Consider the following 15,797-nt stretch of genomic DNA (forward strand, 5'->3'; position numbering starts at 1 on the left):
TTTCTTTTAGCCCCCGCAGGGGCACAGTCTGAGGAACCTCACCATCGTCGTCGAGACGTGCCCGCGCCGCATCCTCCCCCGCCGAAGTGGTCCGGGCGTAGTGGGGAGGAGTAGCCCGGGCATCAACCCTCGAGCCCCGACTGAAGCCGCTCCAGCAGATGGCTGCGCGCGCCCTCTGCCCCGGCTTTTCGGGCCTCTTCCGCCAGTCTGAGCGCGCGGTCCAGATCCCCGCTGCTTAAAGCCGCGTCGATGGCGCCACGAAAATAGCGCTCGGTCTCGGGCAACGCGTCTTCCTGCGCAGCTTCAGGGGGCGCCACTGTCCCCTGCGCCGCTTCTGCCCCAGCCGTCCCGGCCACCGCCAGCAACGGCTGCAGCAACCGTTGCCCCGGCGCAAAGCCGCCCTGCGCATCGAGCCTGATTTCAATCAGGCCGGTGTCGCCGTGGGGCACGACCGGATCCGGAATGCTGGGCGGCTCATTGCCGTGAGCCCGGGCGAAGGTCTTGGCCGGATGCTCCAGGCGCGTGGCGCCGCTTCGCTGATACGGCGTGGTGTAAACGATCAGGTAACGCTCGCCGTCGATACGCAGGCGTCCCTGCAGCGCGTCGGGTGCGAATCCCCGTGCCGGACGATAGGGAAAGGCGTCCGCGTCGAACACGCGGGTCGGGCGCATGGCGCTATCGAGCAGGAGTACCCGGGGCTGAAATACTTCCTCGGCCACCAGGCTGGTCAGTGTCACTTCGAAGGAGCGGCCGGCATCCGGCAGGCGAAACGCCACAAAACGGCTGTCACCCTCGTCAAAGCGAAAACGGGGCGTATCGTCCGAGATGCTGATGGACAGCTTCGCTCCGACCGGCAGATCACGAAACGGCAGGGTCGAGAGCGTCTGGCAGCAGGATGCCGGGGCCGAGGACGGCACTGACGGCTGTGCCTGGACCGGTGTCGCCAGCCAGAGCCCGATGCAGAGGAGCGGCAGGCTTACTAAGGTTTTCATGATATTTCTCCCACGTCGGGCCCGGGGAACCCCCGGGCCACAACGAAAAAAGCCCCCGGCACGCGCCGGCCCGGGGGCAAAAATCATGCTGAAGGGGTATGGGCGACTGCGGCAAGGCCGCGCCCGCGACCGACGTCTACCACCAGGCTTCAACCTGAAAGCCGAAGGTGAGGCCATCATCCTCGCCCATATCGATCGATTCGCTGGCGGCGTTATAGACATCGCCATCCCAGCGCGCGTAGGTCACGAAGGCTCGCAGTTGCGGCCGGGCCCAGAAGCTGCGGCCGGCCGACCACTGCTGCGCAAGCGTCAGCTTGACCAAATCTGCATCGTCACCGTCACCCTGTGGCTCGACGAGGTCATATCCCAGCTCCAGCGCGGTGCTCATGACCTCGTTCCAGTTGTACACCGGCCGCACACCGAACGACGTCCAGGTCTGACCGTTACCGGCGTCCAGATCCTTGTCCTCGTAGATGGCCACGTACATCATCTCGGTATTGGCGCCAAGCTTGACCACGCCCTGGTCGACCAGGCGGAACATGTCGCCGTCGCCGGCGGCGCTGTTGTTGTGCCCGGTTCCGACCATGCCGTCGGTGGCGTACTGCAGCGCCAGCTTGTTGAAGCCGCCGAACCAGTTGCCCTGGGTATGCTCGACGGTGAACAGATATCCTTTCTGATCCTCGAAACCGGGATCGTCCCGCTGAATCTCGCTGAGATTGGCGCTGCCGTAGTCGAATCCGAGCTCCAGCATGCCATCCTTGTTGACCTCGAGGTCGCCGAGACGGACGTCGACGGTATCGTTGGCGACATTGGTACCGGTCCCGGCACCGTCATAGACCCAGGTGCCGTCGGTATTGCGGGTCCAGGCCAGGGCCAGCTTGCCGAAGCCCAGGTCGATGTCCTCGATACCCGCGCCCGGACCGGACAGGTCCCAGTAGTAGTAATCGTTGATATGGACGTCGTGGCGCTTGTAGTAACGCTTGCCGGCCCACAGCGTGGCGCCCGGCAAGGCATCGATCACATTCTTCGCCTGCACGTTGAACTGGCGCACCGATGCGACCGAATTGTCGTAGGGATTGCCGTCGTCACCGTTGTCGCCGAGCGCCGCTTCCCAGTCGTTGGCCTGGTTCGACTTGTAGGCGATCATGGTGTCGAGGTAGAAACTGCGCTCATCCTGATTGTAGAGCTCAGCGCCGAACCCCACCTCGGCATAGGTTTCGCATTCATTGCCAAGACGATACTTCGCCGGCGCCCCGGCAGCCTGGAAGCACGCCTGATCACCGCCACCGGAGGTGGCGCCGATTCCGGAACGCAGATACCCGTGGAAGTCGACCGCGAAAGCCGCGCTGGAGAAGACGGTCGCTGCAATTGCGGCGCCAAGCATTGGCGCTCTCATGAGCATGCGGGATTCAGATGCCATCTGTCTGTCCTGTTGTTGTTATCGGAAGCGACCCGGGCAAACCGCTGTGCCGGGCCTGTCCGGCCCTTCGCCGGAAGGCCTACAGGATGGCGCCGGGCGCGCTACGCCACATCCTCCTGCCGGCGATTTGTTCAGGACGACCCAGGGGGATTAGAAAGAGGCTGATAGCGGGACAGACTCGGACATCGGCTGTATCTGCTACTTTTATTAGCGTTTAACCAAGCGGAGTGCCGTTATGTCCCAGCGTATCCTGATGGTCCTGACGTCCCACGACCGGCTGGGCGACAGCCAGCACAGAACCGGCTTCTGGCTGGAGGAGTTCGCGGCCCCCTACTACGTGTTCAGGGATGCCGGTTGCGCCATCACCCTGGCGTCACCGGCCGGGGGGCAACCGCCGCTGGACCCGAGAAGCGACGAGCCCGAAGCCGCAACAGCGGCCACCGACCGCTTTCGCGCCGACAGCGACGCCACCGACGCTCTGGCCAACACCCGCAAGCTTGAGGATCTGGACGCCGGCGACTACGACGCCGTCTTCTTTCCCGGCGGACACGGCCCGCTCTGGGACCTGGCCGAGAATGGCGACTGCATCGCGCTGATCGAGGCGCTTTACTCCAGCGGCCGGCCGGTCGCCGCGGTATGCCACGGCCCCGCGGCACTGCGCCATGCTTTCAGCGCCGGGGAGCCGCTGGTTCGGGGTCTGAAGGTGACCGGTTTCTCCAATCAGGAGGAGGACGCCATCGGCCTGACCGGCATCGTACCTTTTCTGATCGAGGACATGCTGCGCAGCAACGGCGGGCACTACAGCCGTGCAGACGTTTGGCAGGAATACGTCGTTAGCGACGGTCGCCTGGTTACCGGACAGAACCCGGCCTCCTCGGCAGCGACCGCCCGGGCACTTCTGCAGCTGCTGGGCTGAGTCGTTTGCCTGCGTACCCCTTGCCCGATCTGTAACAGCATTCGCGACGCGGCACCGCTTCTACACGCCACCGGATCGTACACCGGAACGGTCGTACAGCAGCAGACCGCAGGCTGTCAGGGCGGCGAACAGCGCGCCGGCGAGGAAGCAGGCCTGAGGTCCGAAGCCGTCCCACAGCCAGCCTGCGATCAGGCTTGCCAGCAGCAGCGCAATACCGGTAACGAAATTGAACAGGCCAAATGCGGTTCCCCTGAGCGCCTTTGGCGAGGTATCGGCGACCAGTTTTGACAGCAGCCCCTGGGTGAAGGCCATGTGCCCGCCCCAGAGTGCGGCACCGGCAAAGGCCATGACGGGCGTGGCGGCCCGGGCCAGCACCAGGTCGGCGGCGATCAGCAGCACAAGCCCCAGCAGAAGCAGGTGCCGTGCCGGCATGCGGTCGGCGGCCGCGCCGGCCGGATAGGCACCAAGCGCATAGCAGGCGCTCATCACAAGCATGACCAGCGGTACCCAGGCGATATCGAGACCGACATCGCGGGCTCGCAGTACCAGAAAGGCTTCGCTGAAGCGCGCCAGCGTGAACACCGCCCCCAGACCCACCACCAGCCAGTAGCGCACCGGCATCTGCGCCAGCGCTGACAGCCGCGGCAGCGGGCCCCGCTCGCGCGGCAGCGCCTTTTCCGGCTCACGCACGAAACCTGCCAGCAGCAGCACTGTAATCAGCGCCGGAAACAGCGCAACCCACATTGCCGCCTGAATATCGTCGTCGAACAGCAGCATGCAGACCACCGCAAGCCCGGGGCCGACGAAAGCACCTACCGAGTCCAGTGCCTGACGCAAGCCATAAGCCGCTCCGCGTTGCGCCGCCGGCGTAATGTCGGCGATAAGCGCGTCGCGCGGCGCTCCGCGTATTCCCTTGCCAAGCCTGTCGATAAATCGGGCTGCGAAGACCCAGGCGGCATTCGGCGCCAGCGGAAACAGCGGTTTGGTCAGCGCCGCCAGGCCGTAGCCGGTCACCATCAGCCACTTGCGACGCCCGAGGGCATCGCTGAGCGCACCGGAAAACACCTTGGTAATCGCCGCCGTCGCCTCGGCCACCCCCTCGATCAGCCCGACGGTGATCATCGAGCTGCCCAGCACCGTCACCATGAACAGTGGCAGCAGGCTGTGTATCAGTTCCGAGGATATGTCCATGAACAGCGAACCAAACCCCAGCACCCAGATGCTGGACGGCAGGGCCTTGCGCATCGCTTCTCTCCGAACGACCGGGATAACGGACAGTGTAGTCGGCTATACTGGCCTCCCCGGCAACCGAAGAACCCAGGAGAAGCAGGTGCAGCACCCGGATACGCCAATGATGCCGATCGCCGCCGCCAGCGCGGTCGTCATCCGCGACGGCGAAGCCCTGATGGTCAAGAGAGGGCGCGCGCCCAACAAGGACCTGTGGAGCTTTCCCGGCGGCAAGATCGAACCCGGCGAGACGGTGGCTCAGGCGGCGCTGCGCGAACTGGTCGAGGAAACCGGCGTCCGGGCCGAGGCTCGGGAGCTGATCCGGGTTCTCGATATCATCGCCCGCGACGATGCGCAGCTTCAGTACCACTATCTGCTGGTGGTGATGCGATGCGACTGGCTCGGCGGCGACCCGGTCGCCGCGGACGATGCCGCCGATGCCCGCTGGATTCCGCTGTGGCAACTGCGCGAGGGGCACTACCCGCTGACCGACACTGTTCTGCCGATCCTGGAGCAGCTGGATGCCTGCTGAGTGCCGACCCGTTACCTGCAGGGCAAAGCCCGATAGAATGTGACTTTCTCCGGCTTTGGCATGACAACGGAACATGGAGATCATCCGAAAACGTATCGAACGACAGGTCTTTGCACTGACCGGACTGGCGCTTGGCGAAATCGACTACGAACATCCCGCCGGGGATCCCGGCCTGTTCGGCCCCGAAAGCATCTGCTGGCGGGTGCATGGCGATTTCCCCTCGATGCTGTGCGGCGGCATCAGCGCCCTGATGCTGCAGATGCTTCACCCCGCTGCCCTGGCGGGGGTATGGGATCACTCACGCTTTCGCGACGACATGCTCGGCAGATTGCGCCGCACCAGTCAGTTCATCGCCGCTACCACTTTCGCCACCACGCCCGATGCCCAGAGGCTCATCGCCAGGGTCAGGAACATTCACTCGGCGGTATCCGGCACCACCGCCGACGGGCAGTCCTACGCCGCCAGCGATCCGCAACTGCTGACCTGGGTGCATGTCGCCGAAGTCAGCAGCTTCTTCAAGGCCTATCAGCGCTACTGCGATCCGGCAATCAGCGCCAGCGACCGGGACCGCTACTACGACGAGGTCGCCCGTATCGCTGAGGCGCTGGGCGCGACCGACATCCCGCGCACGGGGCCGGACATCGATGCCTACCTGCAGCGCATGCGCCCCCGACTGCGCTATGACGAGCGTACCGCGCAGGTGTTGTCGCTGTTGCTGAAGGCGCCTTCGCCCAACCGCATGACGCAACCGGTCGGCCGCCTGATGACGGCCGCCGCCATCGACCTGCTGCCGGACTGGGCCGGCCGGATGGCGAATTTGACGCCGGGGCCGGCAAGGCGCCGGCTCACCCGCGCAGGTATGGATCAGATGGCGAGCACGCTCAGATGGGCCATTCGCAACGGCGCCTCCCATCGCGCCCGCCGCCGCATGGGCATAGCCGTATAGCAGGGTGAGCGGATTCTCTGTTCGCCTCCCGGAGTGAAACCGGCCTCGAAACGCTATGCTGGATGTAGGCGCCAGCACGCCTGCTGCCGCTGCGACGGAGCGACGGAGCGACCATTTTTTCGTCCTGTCGAAAAAGTACAAGACAATAAGGGGAAGTTGCATACCCTTTGCCGGCCGAAAAAGGAATCATGACACTATTCCCGCTCAGGGAGCGTCAATTCACATTCGAGGTAAATGCCCCATGAAAACCATAAAAACCCAGGTAGCCATCATCGGCGCAGGTCCCTCCGGTCTTCTGCTCGGCCAGCTGCTGGCCAAGCAGGGAATCTCGAACATCATCGTCGAACGTGTCACCGGCGACTATGTACTGGGCCGCATTCGCGCCGGAATCCTGGAGCAGGGCTTTGTCGATCTGGTACGCGAAGCCGGCGTCTCCGAGCGCATGGATGCGGAAGGTCACGTGCACGAAGGTTTCGTCATTTCCAATAACGGCAACGCCACCCGCATCGACCTCAAGGAGCTGACCGGCGGCGATGTGGTCGTCTGCTATGGCCAGGTCGAGATTACCCGCGACCTGATGGCAGCCCGCGCCGCCGCGGGCCTCGAAACCTACTACGAAGCCAAAGAGGTTCAGCCCCACGACGTCAAGTCCGATCAGCCCTACCTCACCTTCGAACGGAACGGCGAGCAATACCGACTGGAGTGCGACTTCATCGCAGGCTGCGACGGTTTCCACGGTGTTTCCCGACAGACCATCCCGGCCGAGATCCGTACCGAACACGAGCGCGTCTATCCGTTCGGCTGGCTCGGTCTGCTGGCGGACACTCCGCCCTGCCACGACGAGCTGATCTACGCCAAGAGCGATCGTGGCTTCGCCCTTGCCAGCCAGCGCTCCGCCACCCGTTCGCGCTACTACCTGCAGGTGCCGCTGACCGACAACGCCGAAGACTGGAGCGACGACGACTTCTGGACCGAGCTGAAACGCCGACTGCCGCCGGAAGCCGCGGCCAACGTACAGACAGGTCCGAGCCTGGAGAAAAGCATCGCGCCGCTGCGCTCGTTCGTCTGCGAGCCGATGCAGTACGGCAACCTGTTCCTGGTCGGCGATGCCGCCCATATCGTGCCGCCGACCGGCGCCAAGGGCCTTAACCTTGCCGCCTCCGACGTGGCGACGCTGTACAAGATCATGACCCGCGTCTACGAAAGCGGCGACCGCAGCTGCATCGAGCAGTACTCGGAAATCGCCCTGCGCCGCGTCTGGAACGGCGAGCGTTTCTCCTGGTGGATGACCAACATGCTGCACGACTTCGGCGCAGAACTCGGTGGCAACGGCCTCGAGGGACAGACCTTCAATCGCTTCATGGAGTCGGAGCTGAACTACTACCTCGGCTCCGAAAACGGCCGCAAGGTGATTGCCGAACAGTACGTCGGCCTGCCGTACGAAGACCTCAAGGACTGATGCCGTAGCCCCCTCGCCCCGCCTTCAAATAGCCCCGGAACTCCGGGGCTTTTTTGTGGCTGGCCGTACGTGCGCGGGAACGCAAAGGATGAGAGATAACGCAGGCGCAGCGTGCCGGTCACCGCATACGTCTATGCGGTGCGCTTCGTTGCACTCAGGGCACCCTACGTCCCCTTCCCGCTTCAGCACGATGAAACAGGCGCTTCGCAGATTAGCGTGAAGCCAGAGGCCAAAAATAGGTTGGGTCTAGCGGCGCTGGCGACCGCATTGGACTGCAGAAATGCCGGTATTGCAGGAGCAAATGCCGGCCGCGTAACCCAACATGCGCGGTACCCATTTCAGGCTGCGGACTGCGCCCGGGCGATCTACGGGCTGAACTTAAAACAGGCCCCGGGGCATCCTACCGAAGCCTGTGGTATCGCGTGCTTCGTAGGATGTGGTGGAGCGCAGCGCAACCCATCGCCCTGAGTGCAACGAGGCGCACCGCAACGATGCGCTGCGGTGCGCTTCGCCTGAGTGAAGCGAACGGCACCGTAACATCTCGGCACGCTTCGCTGCACTCAAGGTGCCCTACAGGCTTTAAAAAAAAGCCCCGGGGCGCAAACCCCGGGGCTATTTAGTGCTTGAGCTGTACGGCGGTCCGTTACTACACCAGGCCCAGCGCCAGCACCGGGAACAGGATCAGCAGTGCCAGGCGCACGATGTCGGAGAGCACGAACGGGAATACGCCCTTGAATATCTGGCCAATGCCGACATCCGGCGCCACGCTCTTGATAACGAAGACGTTCATGCCTACCGGCGGCGTGATCAGGCCAAGCTCGACGGTGATAACGGCAACGATACCGAACCAGACCGGATCGAAACCGGCTTCCAGCACCAGCGGCAGCACCACCGGCACCGTCAGCAGCAGCATCGCCAGGCTATCCATCACGCAACCGAGCAGGATGAACAGCAGCAGCACGCAGAACAGTACCGCGTAAGGCGACAGTCCAAGCCCGCCAACCAGGTCGGTCAGGTAAAACGATATCCGCGAAACCGACAGGAAGTAACCGAAGATCTCGGCACCGACGATCATAAAGAAAATCATCGCCGACAGCGCCAGGGTCTCCTCCACCGCATCGATCAGGTCGCGCCAGCCCATGCCGCGGAACAGCGCCACGACCAGGGTTGCGAAGGCCCCAATGGCCGCCGCTTCGGTCGGCGTAAACAGACCGCTGTAGATACCGCCGATGATGACCGCGAAGATGAACATGAACGGCAGGAAACCGCGCAGTCCGACAATTTTCTGCTTCAGGCTGGTCGGTTCACCGGGCTGAGCCAGATCCGGGCGGTAGTGCACCAGCAGGGCAATGGTGATGCAGTAGAGCACCAGGCCCAGGATCCCCGGAATCAGGCCGGCAATGAACATGTCGCCGACGGACTGCTCGGTGATCAGTGCGTACAGCAGCAGCGCGATGCTCGGAGGAATCATGATCCCCAGGGTACCACCCGCCGCCAGCGTACCGGTGGCGAGGGAGTCGGCATAGCCGTGGCGGCGCATCTCCGGCAGCGCGACGCGGGACATGCTCGCAGCGGTCGCTACCGAAGAGCCGGAGATCGCCGAGAAGGTGCCGCAGGCCGATACCGCCGCCAACGCCATGCCCCCGCGCCAGCCGCCGAACAGCGAACGGGCGGCATTAAACAGCTCGCTCGACATGTTCGCCTTCGACGCCAGCACACCGAGCAAGAGAAACATCGGAATCGGACTGAAGCTGTAGTTGCTGAGGGTTTCGAACGGGCCCGCCTCGAGAATCGCGACCGCCGGCTCGAAAGCCACTATGGTGCCAAAGCCAATCACACCCGCACCGGCCATTGCCAGCGCAATCGGGCAACGCAGCGCGATCATCACCAGCATCACGGCGACACAGAGTAAACCGATTACCGGTGCGCTCATGATGTACGCTCCTTACGCCCGAGAAGTTCAAGAATGCCACTGATAAAGCCACGCAGCGCCAGCAGCGCCAGCGCCCCCGAGGCGACCGCATAGATCGGCGCCATCGGCAGCAGTAGGTCCTGCGTCAGTTCGCCGCTCATCCCGGCAGCACCGGCGGCATGGTAGAAGCGCCAGCATAGCAAGGCACCGAAAACACCGAAGCAGACGGTGTAAAAGCCGTCGAACAGCTGAAGTGTGCGCTCGTGCAGGTTGTGGGTGAAGAGGTCAACCACGATCTGTCCTTTGTCGACCGCGTACGGAAAGGCAAACAGCATCGAGAACAGCAACCCGAACTTCACCAACTCGATCCCGCCGACAAAGGTAAGATCGACGCTGCCGTCGGTCACGGCAAACAGACTGCGGGCAGCGACATCCACCACCACCGTCAGCATCATCGATATCAGCAGCAGGCCGCTGATCCGGTAGAGGATCAGCGAGACTGCGTCTACAGCTTTTACCAGCCAGTTCATCATCGGACCTCTTAGCTGCCGCAGCTAGCACTCAGTTCGCGGGCGCGGGCATAGACATCACGCGCCGGCAGACCGCGTTCCTCGAGTTCGTTCAGATACTTCTCGGCGGCTGCGTCCAGAACCGGTTTCCAGGCCGCATTCTCGGCGCCGCCTTCCAGGGTGATGATCTCGTGGCCCGCCGCCGCTGCTTCCTCGCGGCCCTGGCGGTCCAGTTCGTCGAATGCCGTCGCCAGCTTCTGGGACCAGACCTGACCGGAGTGCTCATCGACGATTTTCTTGAGCTCTTCCGGCATGCCGTCGTAGATCCCCTTGTTCATGGTGACGACGAACGACAGGGTATAGAGACCGACTTCGGTGTGGTGCTGCGTCTCTTCGTTGAGGCGGAAGCTCTTGATACCCTCCCAAGGCATCGCGACACCGTCGATTACGCCACGCTGCAACGACGGATAGGTTTCCGGTGCCGGCATGCCAACCGGCTGAGCGCCCAGCCCCTCGAGCAGTTCCGCAACGACGGTGGTCGGGCGGCGAATCTTCAGGCCTGCCAGATCTTCGGGCTTGTGGATCGCCTTTTCCTTGGTATGGATATCGCCCGGACCATGGGTGAAGACGTAGAGAACGTGGGTATCGTCATATTCGCCGCTGATCTTGCCTTCGTCGTACAGCGACTGGATGACGCAGGAGCCCTGAGCGGCGGTTTTGGCCATGCCCGGCAGTTCGACCACCTGGGTCAGCGGGAAACGGTTGGCACTGTAGCCCTGCACCGTGGCGGTAACGTCAGCAATGCGGTTTTTCACGGCATCGTAGCTCTGGGGCGCTTTCGTCAGCGTTTGTGACGGATAGAATTCGACTTCGATACGCCCGTCCGACGCCTCTTCGAGAGCCTGTCCCCAGGATTCGAACGCAGTATGTATGCCCGAGGTTGCGGGCCAGAAATGTGCAAAGCGCAGGTTGTATTCCGCAGCCTGGGCGCTGGCTAGCGGCAACAGACCGAGCAGGGTGGAAGCGGCAAGAGTGGTCAGTTTGTTCATCCGTTCACCTTTCGTTCTTTTTATGGCACGCACTCGACCGAAAGTGTGGTGTGGACGTTCAGGCGATTCAAGAAAGCGAAAACGTCCGTCAGTCAGGCGCGTACCGATTGGTTCAAGTCTAAGATATAGACTCGAAACGATATCCGAAAATGACTTTTGAAGCTTTTTTCATATCGTATTCGATATATGAAGCCAGGTATCCGGATGCTCAGTAGATATCCAGGTCATTGGCAAGTACCACCTTGCCAGCGTAACCCTGCTGCACCTCGCTGAGTGTCGACTCGATCGGCGCGCTGTAATGCAGGATATGGGTCAGCACCAGCAGCCCCGGCTGCGCTTCGCTGGCGATCTTCGCCAGCTCGCTAGTACGGGTGTGGGACGAACCGTGATAGCTCTGCCAGAAATCCGACAGCTTGGAGAGGCCCGCCTCGTTGATGACTTCGTGCACCAGTACGTCGGCGCCTTTCGCCATTTCCACCAGCTTCTCGCTGTAGGCCGTATCACCGGATATGACCACTACCCTGTCAGGCGTGGTGATGCGATAACCGAACGCCGGCTTGATCTCGCCGTGCTCCACCTCGAAGGCTTCGATTTTGACATCGCCATCGGTGACGACCCAGCCACCCTTGTCATGCTCTTCGACCTTTACCTGATAGAAGGTGGGATTCTTTATCGGCTGATGACCGGCGGTGCGCAACTTGATATCGGTATCGAGCATCTCGTAGTAGCCATCGGTCATCGCCTGGAGCCCGCTCGGGCCGTATGCGCTAAGCTGCTCGGTTCGGCGCCACCAGTAAGTCGCAGCCAGTTCCGGATAGTCGAGCACGTGGTCGCTGTGCAGGTGGGTCAGAAACAGGTGCTTGATATTGGTGGGATACAGCGCCTCGATGCCCTTTTTCTGCGCCGCCTCGATCGCGCGCTGCACCATGCCGCCGCCGGCATCGAAGACGTAGGCCTGACCGTTGTATACCACCGCTGCGGCGGGACCGGAGCGATCGGCGTCTGGAACAGGGGTACCGGTGCCGAGAATCACGACATCGGTCTGGGCCGACGCGGTGATGGGGAGAGACGTGATAGTGGCGAGCGCAAGCGTCGCCAGGCGGGATTTGAAAGTTTTCATTGTTATCACCCTTGGGGTCGATTCATAGAACTTTAGACCAGCACTGCCCTGCTGGCAGAGGTACGGGGCGGTTTAATACCCGCCCATGCTGCGCGCCGGCACACCGCGAAACGGCTGCGGCTTCGGTCTGCGACGACGCCGGTTATTGCACTGACGCGTGGCGGTGCGATGCGGTCGAAGCACGCGACCTGTACATTCCGCTGCAGCGTCAGATCGACAACCGGCAAAGGGGCTATAATCACGGCCACACAATAATTAAGATATTCACTTTTCGATTAAATAATTGTACTTTTCGCACGTTCCAGGCGATCCTGCCCCCAGACGTACGCGCTACCGCCCGGCGCCCGGACTTCAGAGGGCCATCGTTTTGAAGAACAGTCAGACAGACAACAGCAACGAGACATCCCCGATTCCCCTGTTCGCCCTCTACGGCGAAAGCGGTGCTATCGAAGACCCGGGGTTCGTGCATATCGAGAACATTTTCAGCCGCAGCAGCCTGCACGGCTGGGTTATCAGGCCACACCGCCATGGCCGCATGTTCCAGACCATCTGCATGTATCGCGGTGCAGTGGAGGTGCAACTGGACGAGACGGTGCACCGCCTCGAGCATCCCTGCGCCATTACCCTCCCCCCCGGCGCAGTGCACGGTTTTCGGTTCGCGCCGGACACCGAGGGCAGGGTTCTGACGCTGGCCGAGCCAATGCTGACCGGCGAGCACTACAGCCGGTGCGCCCCCTACTTCGCCCCCCTTTTCGAGCGCCCGCACACCTTTGCGCTCGAAGCCCCTCTGCTCGGGCAACTGCAACAGCTGCTCGAGCAGATAGAGTGCGAGCTCAATCGCTCCGACACTGGCCGTGCCCTCATGTGCGAATGGCTGTCACGCGCGGCACTGATGACGCTGAGGCGCCAGCTCGACCAGCAGGGTCTGGCGAGTGAATCCGGCAGCACACCGAGCAATACCCTTGTCGGCTTCAGACGACTGATTGAAAATCATTTTCGCGAGCACTGGACCATCGAGCGCTACGCAGATGCACTTGGCACCTCTCCGGCGAGACTGAACCGGCTGTGCAAGCGCCTTCTCGGCAAAACCGCCAAGACGCTGCCACAGGAGCGCCTGCTGCTGGAAGCCAAACGCCGTCTGATCTACACCAGCAGCAACCTCGACGAAATTGCCTACGCACTGGGCTTTCAGGATCCCGCCTATTTCTCCCGCTTTTTCAAGCGCACTACCGGCGTCACCGCCGGCCGTTTTCGCAGCGACAACAACTTCGATACCACTCAGGAGTCACCCTGATCCCGTCACCGACATGAAAATCACATAAAATACACAATACGTATCAAATAATAAGAGAGCCGTGCGACCAAGGGTGTCAGGCGGGTATTGACGGGCTTTCCGAACCGACGAGGCGCAACCAGCGCCAGAAGAACTTTTAAGCCGATTATTTCTTCTTTACACTTCTTTTTTATATTTATACTTCTATATATAAAATACCCTATATTATTAACAGCATCGCCGACCGGGAAATGCCTATACTCAATCTTGCAGGCAGACCCGCCCCCGCCACCCAGGGGCTCAATGACCTTCAGGGAGTGCTTTACCCTATGCAGAACCGCCCGACAGTGACCGAAGACGAGGCAGGGAACCTTATCATCGAAGGCCTGGAATTCGTCGAGTTCGCCGTATCCGACCCGACCGCTCTGGTCGATATCCTGCGACTACTGGGTTTTCGCGCCACCGCCCGGCATCGCAGCAAGGACGTGACGCTGTACCAGTCCGGGGCCGTCAACTTTATCGTCAACGCCACAGCCGGAAGTTTCGCCCAGGAGTTCGCCCGCCAGCACGGGCCATCGATCTGCGCCATGGCGCTTCGCGTGCCGAACGCCACAACCGCCTACCAGCTGCTGCTGGACCAGGGTGCCTGGGACGCCAGCACCTCCGCCGGCGCCATGGAACTCAACATTCCTGCCATCGAAAGCATAGGCGGCACCCAGATCTACCTCGTCGACCGCTACGGTGACGACCTCAGTATCTACGACGTCGACTTTCGTCCGCTCCCAGCCCAAGACACTCAGCCCCACGCCGTTGCGGGCCTGTCCGGCCTGACGCTCGCGACGGGCGCTGGACGTGGTGACGAATGGCGGGACTTCCTGTGCCGCCTGTTCGGCTTCGAAACACAGGGCGACGCCAGCCTCAAAAGCCCCGACCATAGCTTCATGATCGAAATCGCGGAAAAGGCCGGATCGGCGTTCGATCTCGCCGACGAGGGGATTTCGGCGCTGCGACTGACGGCAGCGGATCCGGCTGCACTGATTCGCCACCTGCAGGCCAACGGAATACAAGCCGACGCCCTGAACGCCGGCGCATTTTCCCTGCGCCTTCCAATCGGCGACGCGGCGTTCGACATCCAAATTGCTCCCCAGGCGTGACGCAGGACCCTATCAGGATGACAGCTCCCAACTTCGCGATCAGCACACTGAGCCTGACCGGCTCGCTGGAACAGAAACTCGAGGCCATCAGTAATGCCGGCTTCAATGCCATAGAACTGGGCGCCCGTGACCTTTCCGGCTCACCGGACGGGGTCAGCGGCGCCATCGAACGGGTCCGCAACAGCGGACTGCGCATCAGCGCGTTGCAGGAAGTGAAAGACTTTGGCGGACACTCCGGTCGCATCCTGGCCTACAAGCTTGAACTCGCCAAAGCCTATCTGCGCCAGATGCAGCGACTCGGCAGTCGCCAGTTGATCGTGACGCCTGCCACCTCCGCCCATGCCGCGCCCGATATGGAGCGCACCGCAAAAGACCTGCGCATTCTGGCAACACTGGCAACGCCGCTGGGCATCTCCATCGGTTTCAAGCCGCTGTCCTGGGCGCCTGCGGTGTACAGCTGCCGTCTGGCCTGGGAGGTCATCGAACGGGCGGGTAACCCCAACCTGAACCTGGTGGTCGACAGCTTTCACCTGCTGGCACAGGCGGAACGGCCGCAGGATCTCGCCGGCATACCGGCCGAACGCATCGGACTGGTGCAGCTCTCGGATTTCGCCATGAGCGCCATTCCTGCACTCGAAGACCAGATCGACATCGCACGCCACTATCGCCTCTACCCGGGCGAAGGCAACCACGGCGAAGAAATCCGCGAACTGGTGAGCTATTTCCAGAACGCCGGCTACCGGGGCGACTATGTCTTCGACATTTTCAATGACAAGTACCTGGCACTGTCAACCGACGAGGCGCTGCAACACGCCACCCGCTCCCGGCAATGGCTGCTGGACGGACTGTCGTAGGGGGCGCGCGCGTACCGTGCGAAAAAATCGGCACCGCAGAAAAGCATTCGCGGCGGCGCGCCGCTCCTACAGAGAACCGCTCCCCCCCAAAAAGGTTGTTCGCGGATTAGTGGGAAAGTTAAGTGTGAGTTAGCGGCTGTTTTTCATCATTCGAAATGAAATCACCTTAGAGGCACCGCCAGCCCCGAGGCGCCGCCTTTCCCGCGAATGCGGGAATCCATAAACGCCGGGAACTGCTGGATCCCCGCTTGCGCGGGAATGACGGCAAGAAAAAAAATGCCAGCCGGCAAAGCCGGCTGGCATTTTCCCATTCAGGGCGACCCGAAAAGGGCCGCCGCAATCGCGATCTTAGTGGCTGAGGGCTTTCAGCAGCGCATCGACGCTTTCCTTGGCATCGCCGAACAGCATCCGCGTGTTCTCCTTGTAGAACAGCG

At 62.2% G+C, this 15,797-nt stretch carries 14 protein-coding genes; 7 read left to right on the forward strand and 7 right to left on the reverse strand.

The features are described from left to right. Positions 1-122: 122 nt before the first annotated feature. Together IEX85_RS20245 and IEX85_RS20250 are read right to left on the reverse strand one after the other, a co-directional pair. The gene (locus IEX85_RS20245; protein ID WP_188862445.1) at positions 123-992 is read right to left on the reverse strand and encodes a MalM family protein; all 870 of its coding nucleotides are present in this window, start codon (positions 990-992) and stop codon (positions 123-125) included. A 136-nt stretch (positions 993-1,128) separates the two neighbouring features. Then, positions 1,129-2,412, reverse strand: a complete 1,284-nt coding sequence (locus tag IEX85_RS20250; protein WP_188862446.1) for a maltoporin — start codon at positions 2,410-2,412, stop codon at positions 1,129-1,131. Between the two features lie 235 nt (positions 2,413-2,647). Here IEX85_RS20250 and IEX85_RS20255 point away from each other — a divergent pair, with 235 nt between their 5' ends. Continuing rightward, positions 2,648-3,328: a type 1 glutamine amidotransferase domain-containing protein gene (locus IEX85_RS20255; RefSeq protein ID WP_229722029.1), complete on the forward strand. Its 681-nt coding sequence runs from the start codon at positions 2,648-2,650 to the stop codon at positions 3,326-3,328. Positions 3,329-3,388: 60 nt separating this feature from the next. Here the strand turns inward: IEX85_RS20255 and IEX85_RS20260 are convergent, their stop codons facing one another. Then, positions 3,389-4,573, reverse strand: coding sequence for an MFS transporter (locus IEX85_RS20260; RefSeq protein ID WP_188862447.1), 1,185 nt, complete (start codon positions 4,571-4,573; stop codon positions 3,389-3,391). Between the two features lie 85 nt (positions 4,574-4,658). Between IEX85_RS20260 and IEX85_RS20265 the strand changes: the two genes are divergently transcribed. The 3 genes from IEX85_RS20265 (at position 4,659) to pobA (ending at position 7,492) form a co-directional block, all read left to right on the forward strand. After that, positions 4,659-5,087 (forward strand): NUDIX hydrolase, encoded by a 429-nt coding sequence (locus IEX85_RS20265; protein WP_229722030.1) that lies wholly within the window; start codon positions 4,659-4,661, stop codon positions 5,085-5,087. 73 nt (positions 5,088-5,160) lie between these two features. Further along, a complete protein-coding gene (locus tag IEX85_RS20270) occupies positions 5,161-6,033 on the forward strand; it encodes an oxygenase MpaB family protein (protein WP_188862448.1) in 873 nt (290 codons plus the stop codon). Positions 6,034-6,283: 250 nt separating this feature from the next. Further along, positions 6,284-7,492, forward strand: coding sequence for a 4-hydroxybenzoate 3-monooxygenase (pobA, locus tag IEX85_RS20275; protein ID WP_229722035.1), 1,209 nt, complete (start codon positions 6,284-6,286; stop codon positions 7,490-7,492). A 646-nt stretch (positions 7,493-8,138) separates the two neighbouring features. Here pobA and IEX85_RS20280 read toward each other — a convergent pair. The 4 genes from IEX85_RS20280 to IEX85_RS20295 form a co-directional block, all read right to left on the reverse strand. Further along, complete coding sequence (locus IEX85_RS20280; RefSeq protein WP_188862450.1) at positions 8,139-9,425, reverse strand: TRAP transporter large permease; 1,287 nt, start codon at positions 9,423-9,425, stop codon at positions 8,139-8,141. Then, positions 9,422-9,937 (reverse strand): TRAP transporter small permease, encoded by a 516-nt coding sequence (locus IEX85_RS20285; RefSeq protein WP_188862451.1) that lies wholly within the window; start codon positions 9,935-9,937, stop codon positions 9,422-9,424. Before IEX85_RS20285 ends, IEX85_RS20280 begins: the two co-directional genes overlap by 4 nt. 8 nt (positions 9,938-9,945) lie before the next feature. Continuing rightward, a complete protein-coding gene (locus IEX85_RS20290) occupies positions 9,946-10,962 on the reverse strand; it encodes a TRAP transporter substrate-binding protein (RefSeq protein WP_188862452.1) in 1,017 nt (338 codons plus the stop codon). A 208-nt stretch (positions 10,963-11,170) separates the two neighbouring features. After that, entirely contained in the window at positions 11,171-12,082 is a 912-nt protein-coding gene (locus tag IEX85_RS20295) for an MBL fold metallo-hydrolase (RefSeq protein WP_188862453.1), read from the reverse strand. A gap of 367 nt (positions 12,083-12,449) precedes the next feature. On the opposite strand from IEX85_RS20295, the gene IEX85_RS20300 reads away from it, so the two are divergent. From IEX85_RS20300 to IEX85_RS20310, 3 genes are all read left to right on the forward strand, one after another. After that, the gene (locus tag IEX85_RS20300; RefSeq protein ID WP_188862454.1) at positions 12,450-13,376 is read left to right on the forward strand and encodes a helix-turn-helix domain-containing protein; all 927 of its coding nucleotides are present in this window, start codon (positions 12,450-12,452) and stop codon (positions 13,374-13,376) included. A 308-nt stretch (positions 13,377-13,684) separates the two neighbouring features. Then, positions 13,685-14,509: a VOC family protein gene (locus IEX85_RS20305; RefSeq protein ID WP_188862455.1), complete on the forward strand. Its 825-nt coding sequence runs from the start codon at positions 13,685-13,687 to the stop codon at positions 14,507-14,509. A gap of 17 nt (positions 14,510-14,526) precedes the next feature. After that, positions 14,527-15,363 carry a sugar phosphate isomerase/epimerase family protein gene (locus tag IEX85_RS20310; RefSeq protein ID WP_188862456.1) on the forward strand — a complete coding sequence of 279 codons (837 nt, stop codon included), beginning with the start codon at positions 14,527-14,529 and terminating at the stop codon, positions 15,361-15,363. Positions 15,364-15,797 lie beyond the last annotated feature (434 nt).

This window comes from Marinobacterium nitratireducens, from assembly GCF_014645375.1.
Taxonomy (GTDB): Bacteria; Pseudomonadota; Gammaproteobacteria; order Pseudomonadales; family Balneatricaceae; genus Marinobacterium_A; species Marinobacterium_A nitratireducens.

Excerpts from the sequence above, each read along its gene's own strand:
- IEX85_RS20245 (WP_188862445.1), bottom strand. The coding sequence starts at position 992 with ATGAAAACCTTAGTAAGCCTGCCGCTCCTCTGCATCGGGCTCTGGCTG.
- IEX85_RS20250 (WP_188862446.1), bottom strand. The coding sequence starts at position 2,412 with ATGGCATCTGAATCCCGCATGCTCATGAGAGCGCCAATGCTTGGCGCC.
- IEX85_RS20255 (WP_229722029.1), top strand. The coding sequence starts at position 2,648 with ATGTCCCAGCGTATCCTGATGGTCCTGACGTCCCACGACCGGCTGGGC.
- IEX85_RS20260 (WP_188862447.1), bottom strand. The coding sequence starts at position 4,573 with ATGCGCAAGGCCCTGCCGTCCAGCATCTGGGTGCTGGGGTTTGGTTCG.
- IEX85_RS20270 (WP_188862448.1), top strand. The coding sequence starts at position 5,161 with ATGGAGATCATCCGAAAACGTATCGAACGACAGGTCTTTGCACTGACC.
- IEX85_RS20280 (WP_188862450.1), bottom strand. The coding sequence starts at position 9,425 with ATGAGCGCACCGGTAATCGGTTTACTCTGTGTCGCCGTGATGCTGGTG.
- IEX85_RS20285 (WP_188862451.1), bottom strand. The coding sequence starts at position 9,937 with ATGATGAACTGGCTGGTAAAAGCTGTAGACGCAGTCTCGCTGATCCTC.
- IEX85_RS20290 (WP_188862452.1), bottom strand. The coding sequence starts at position 10,962 with ATGAACAAACTGACCACTCTTGCCGCTTCCACCCTGCTCGGTCTGTTG.
- IEX85_RS20295 (WP_188862453.1), bottom strand. The coding sequence starts at position 12,082 with ATGAAAACTTTCAAATCCCGCCTGGCGACGCTTGCGCTCGCCACTATC.
- IEX85_RS20305 (WP_188862455.1), top strand. The coding sequence starts at position 13,685 with ATGCAGAACCGCCCGACAGTGACCGAAGACGAGGCAGGGAACCTTATC.
- IEX85_RS20310 (WP_188862456.1), top strand. The coding sequence starts at position 14,527 with ATGACAGCTCCCAACTTCGCGATCAGCACACTGAGCCTGACCGGCTCG.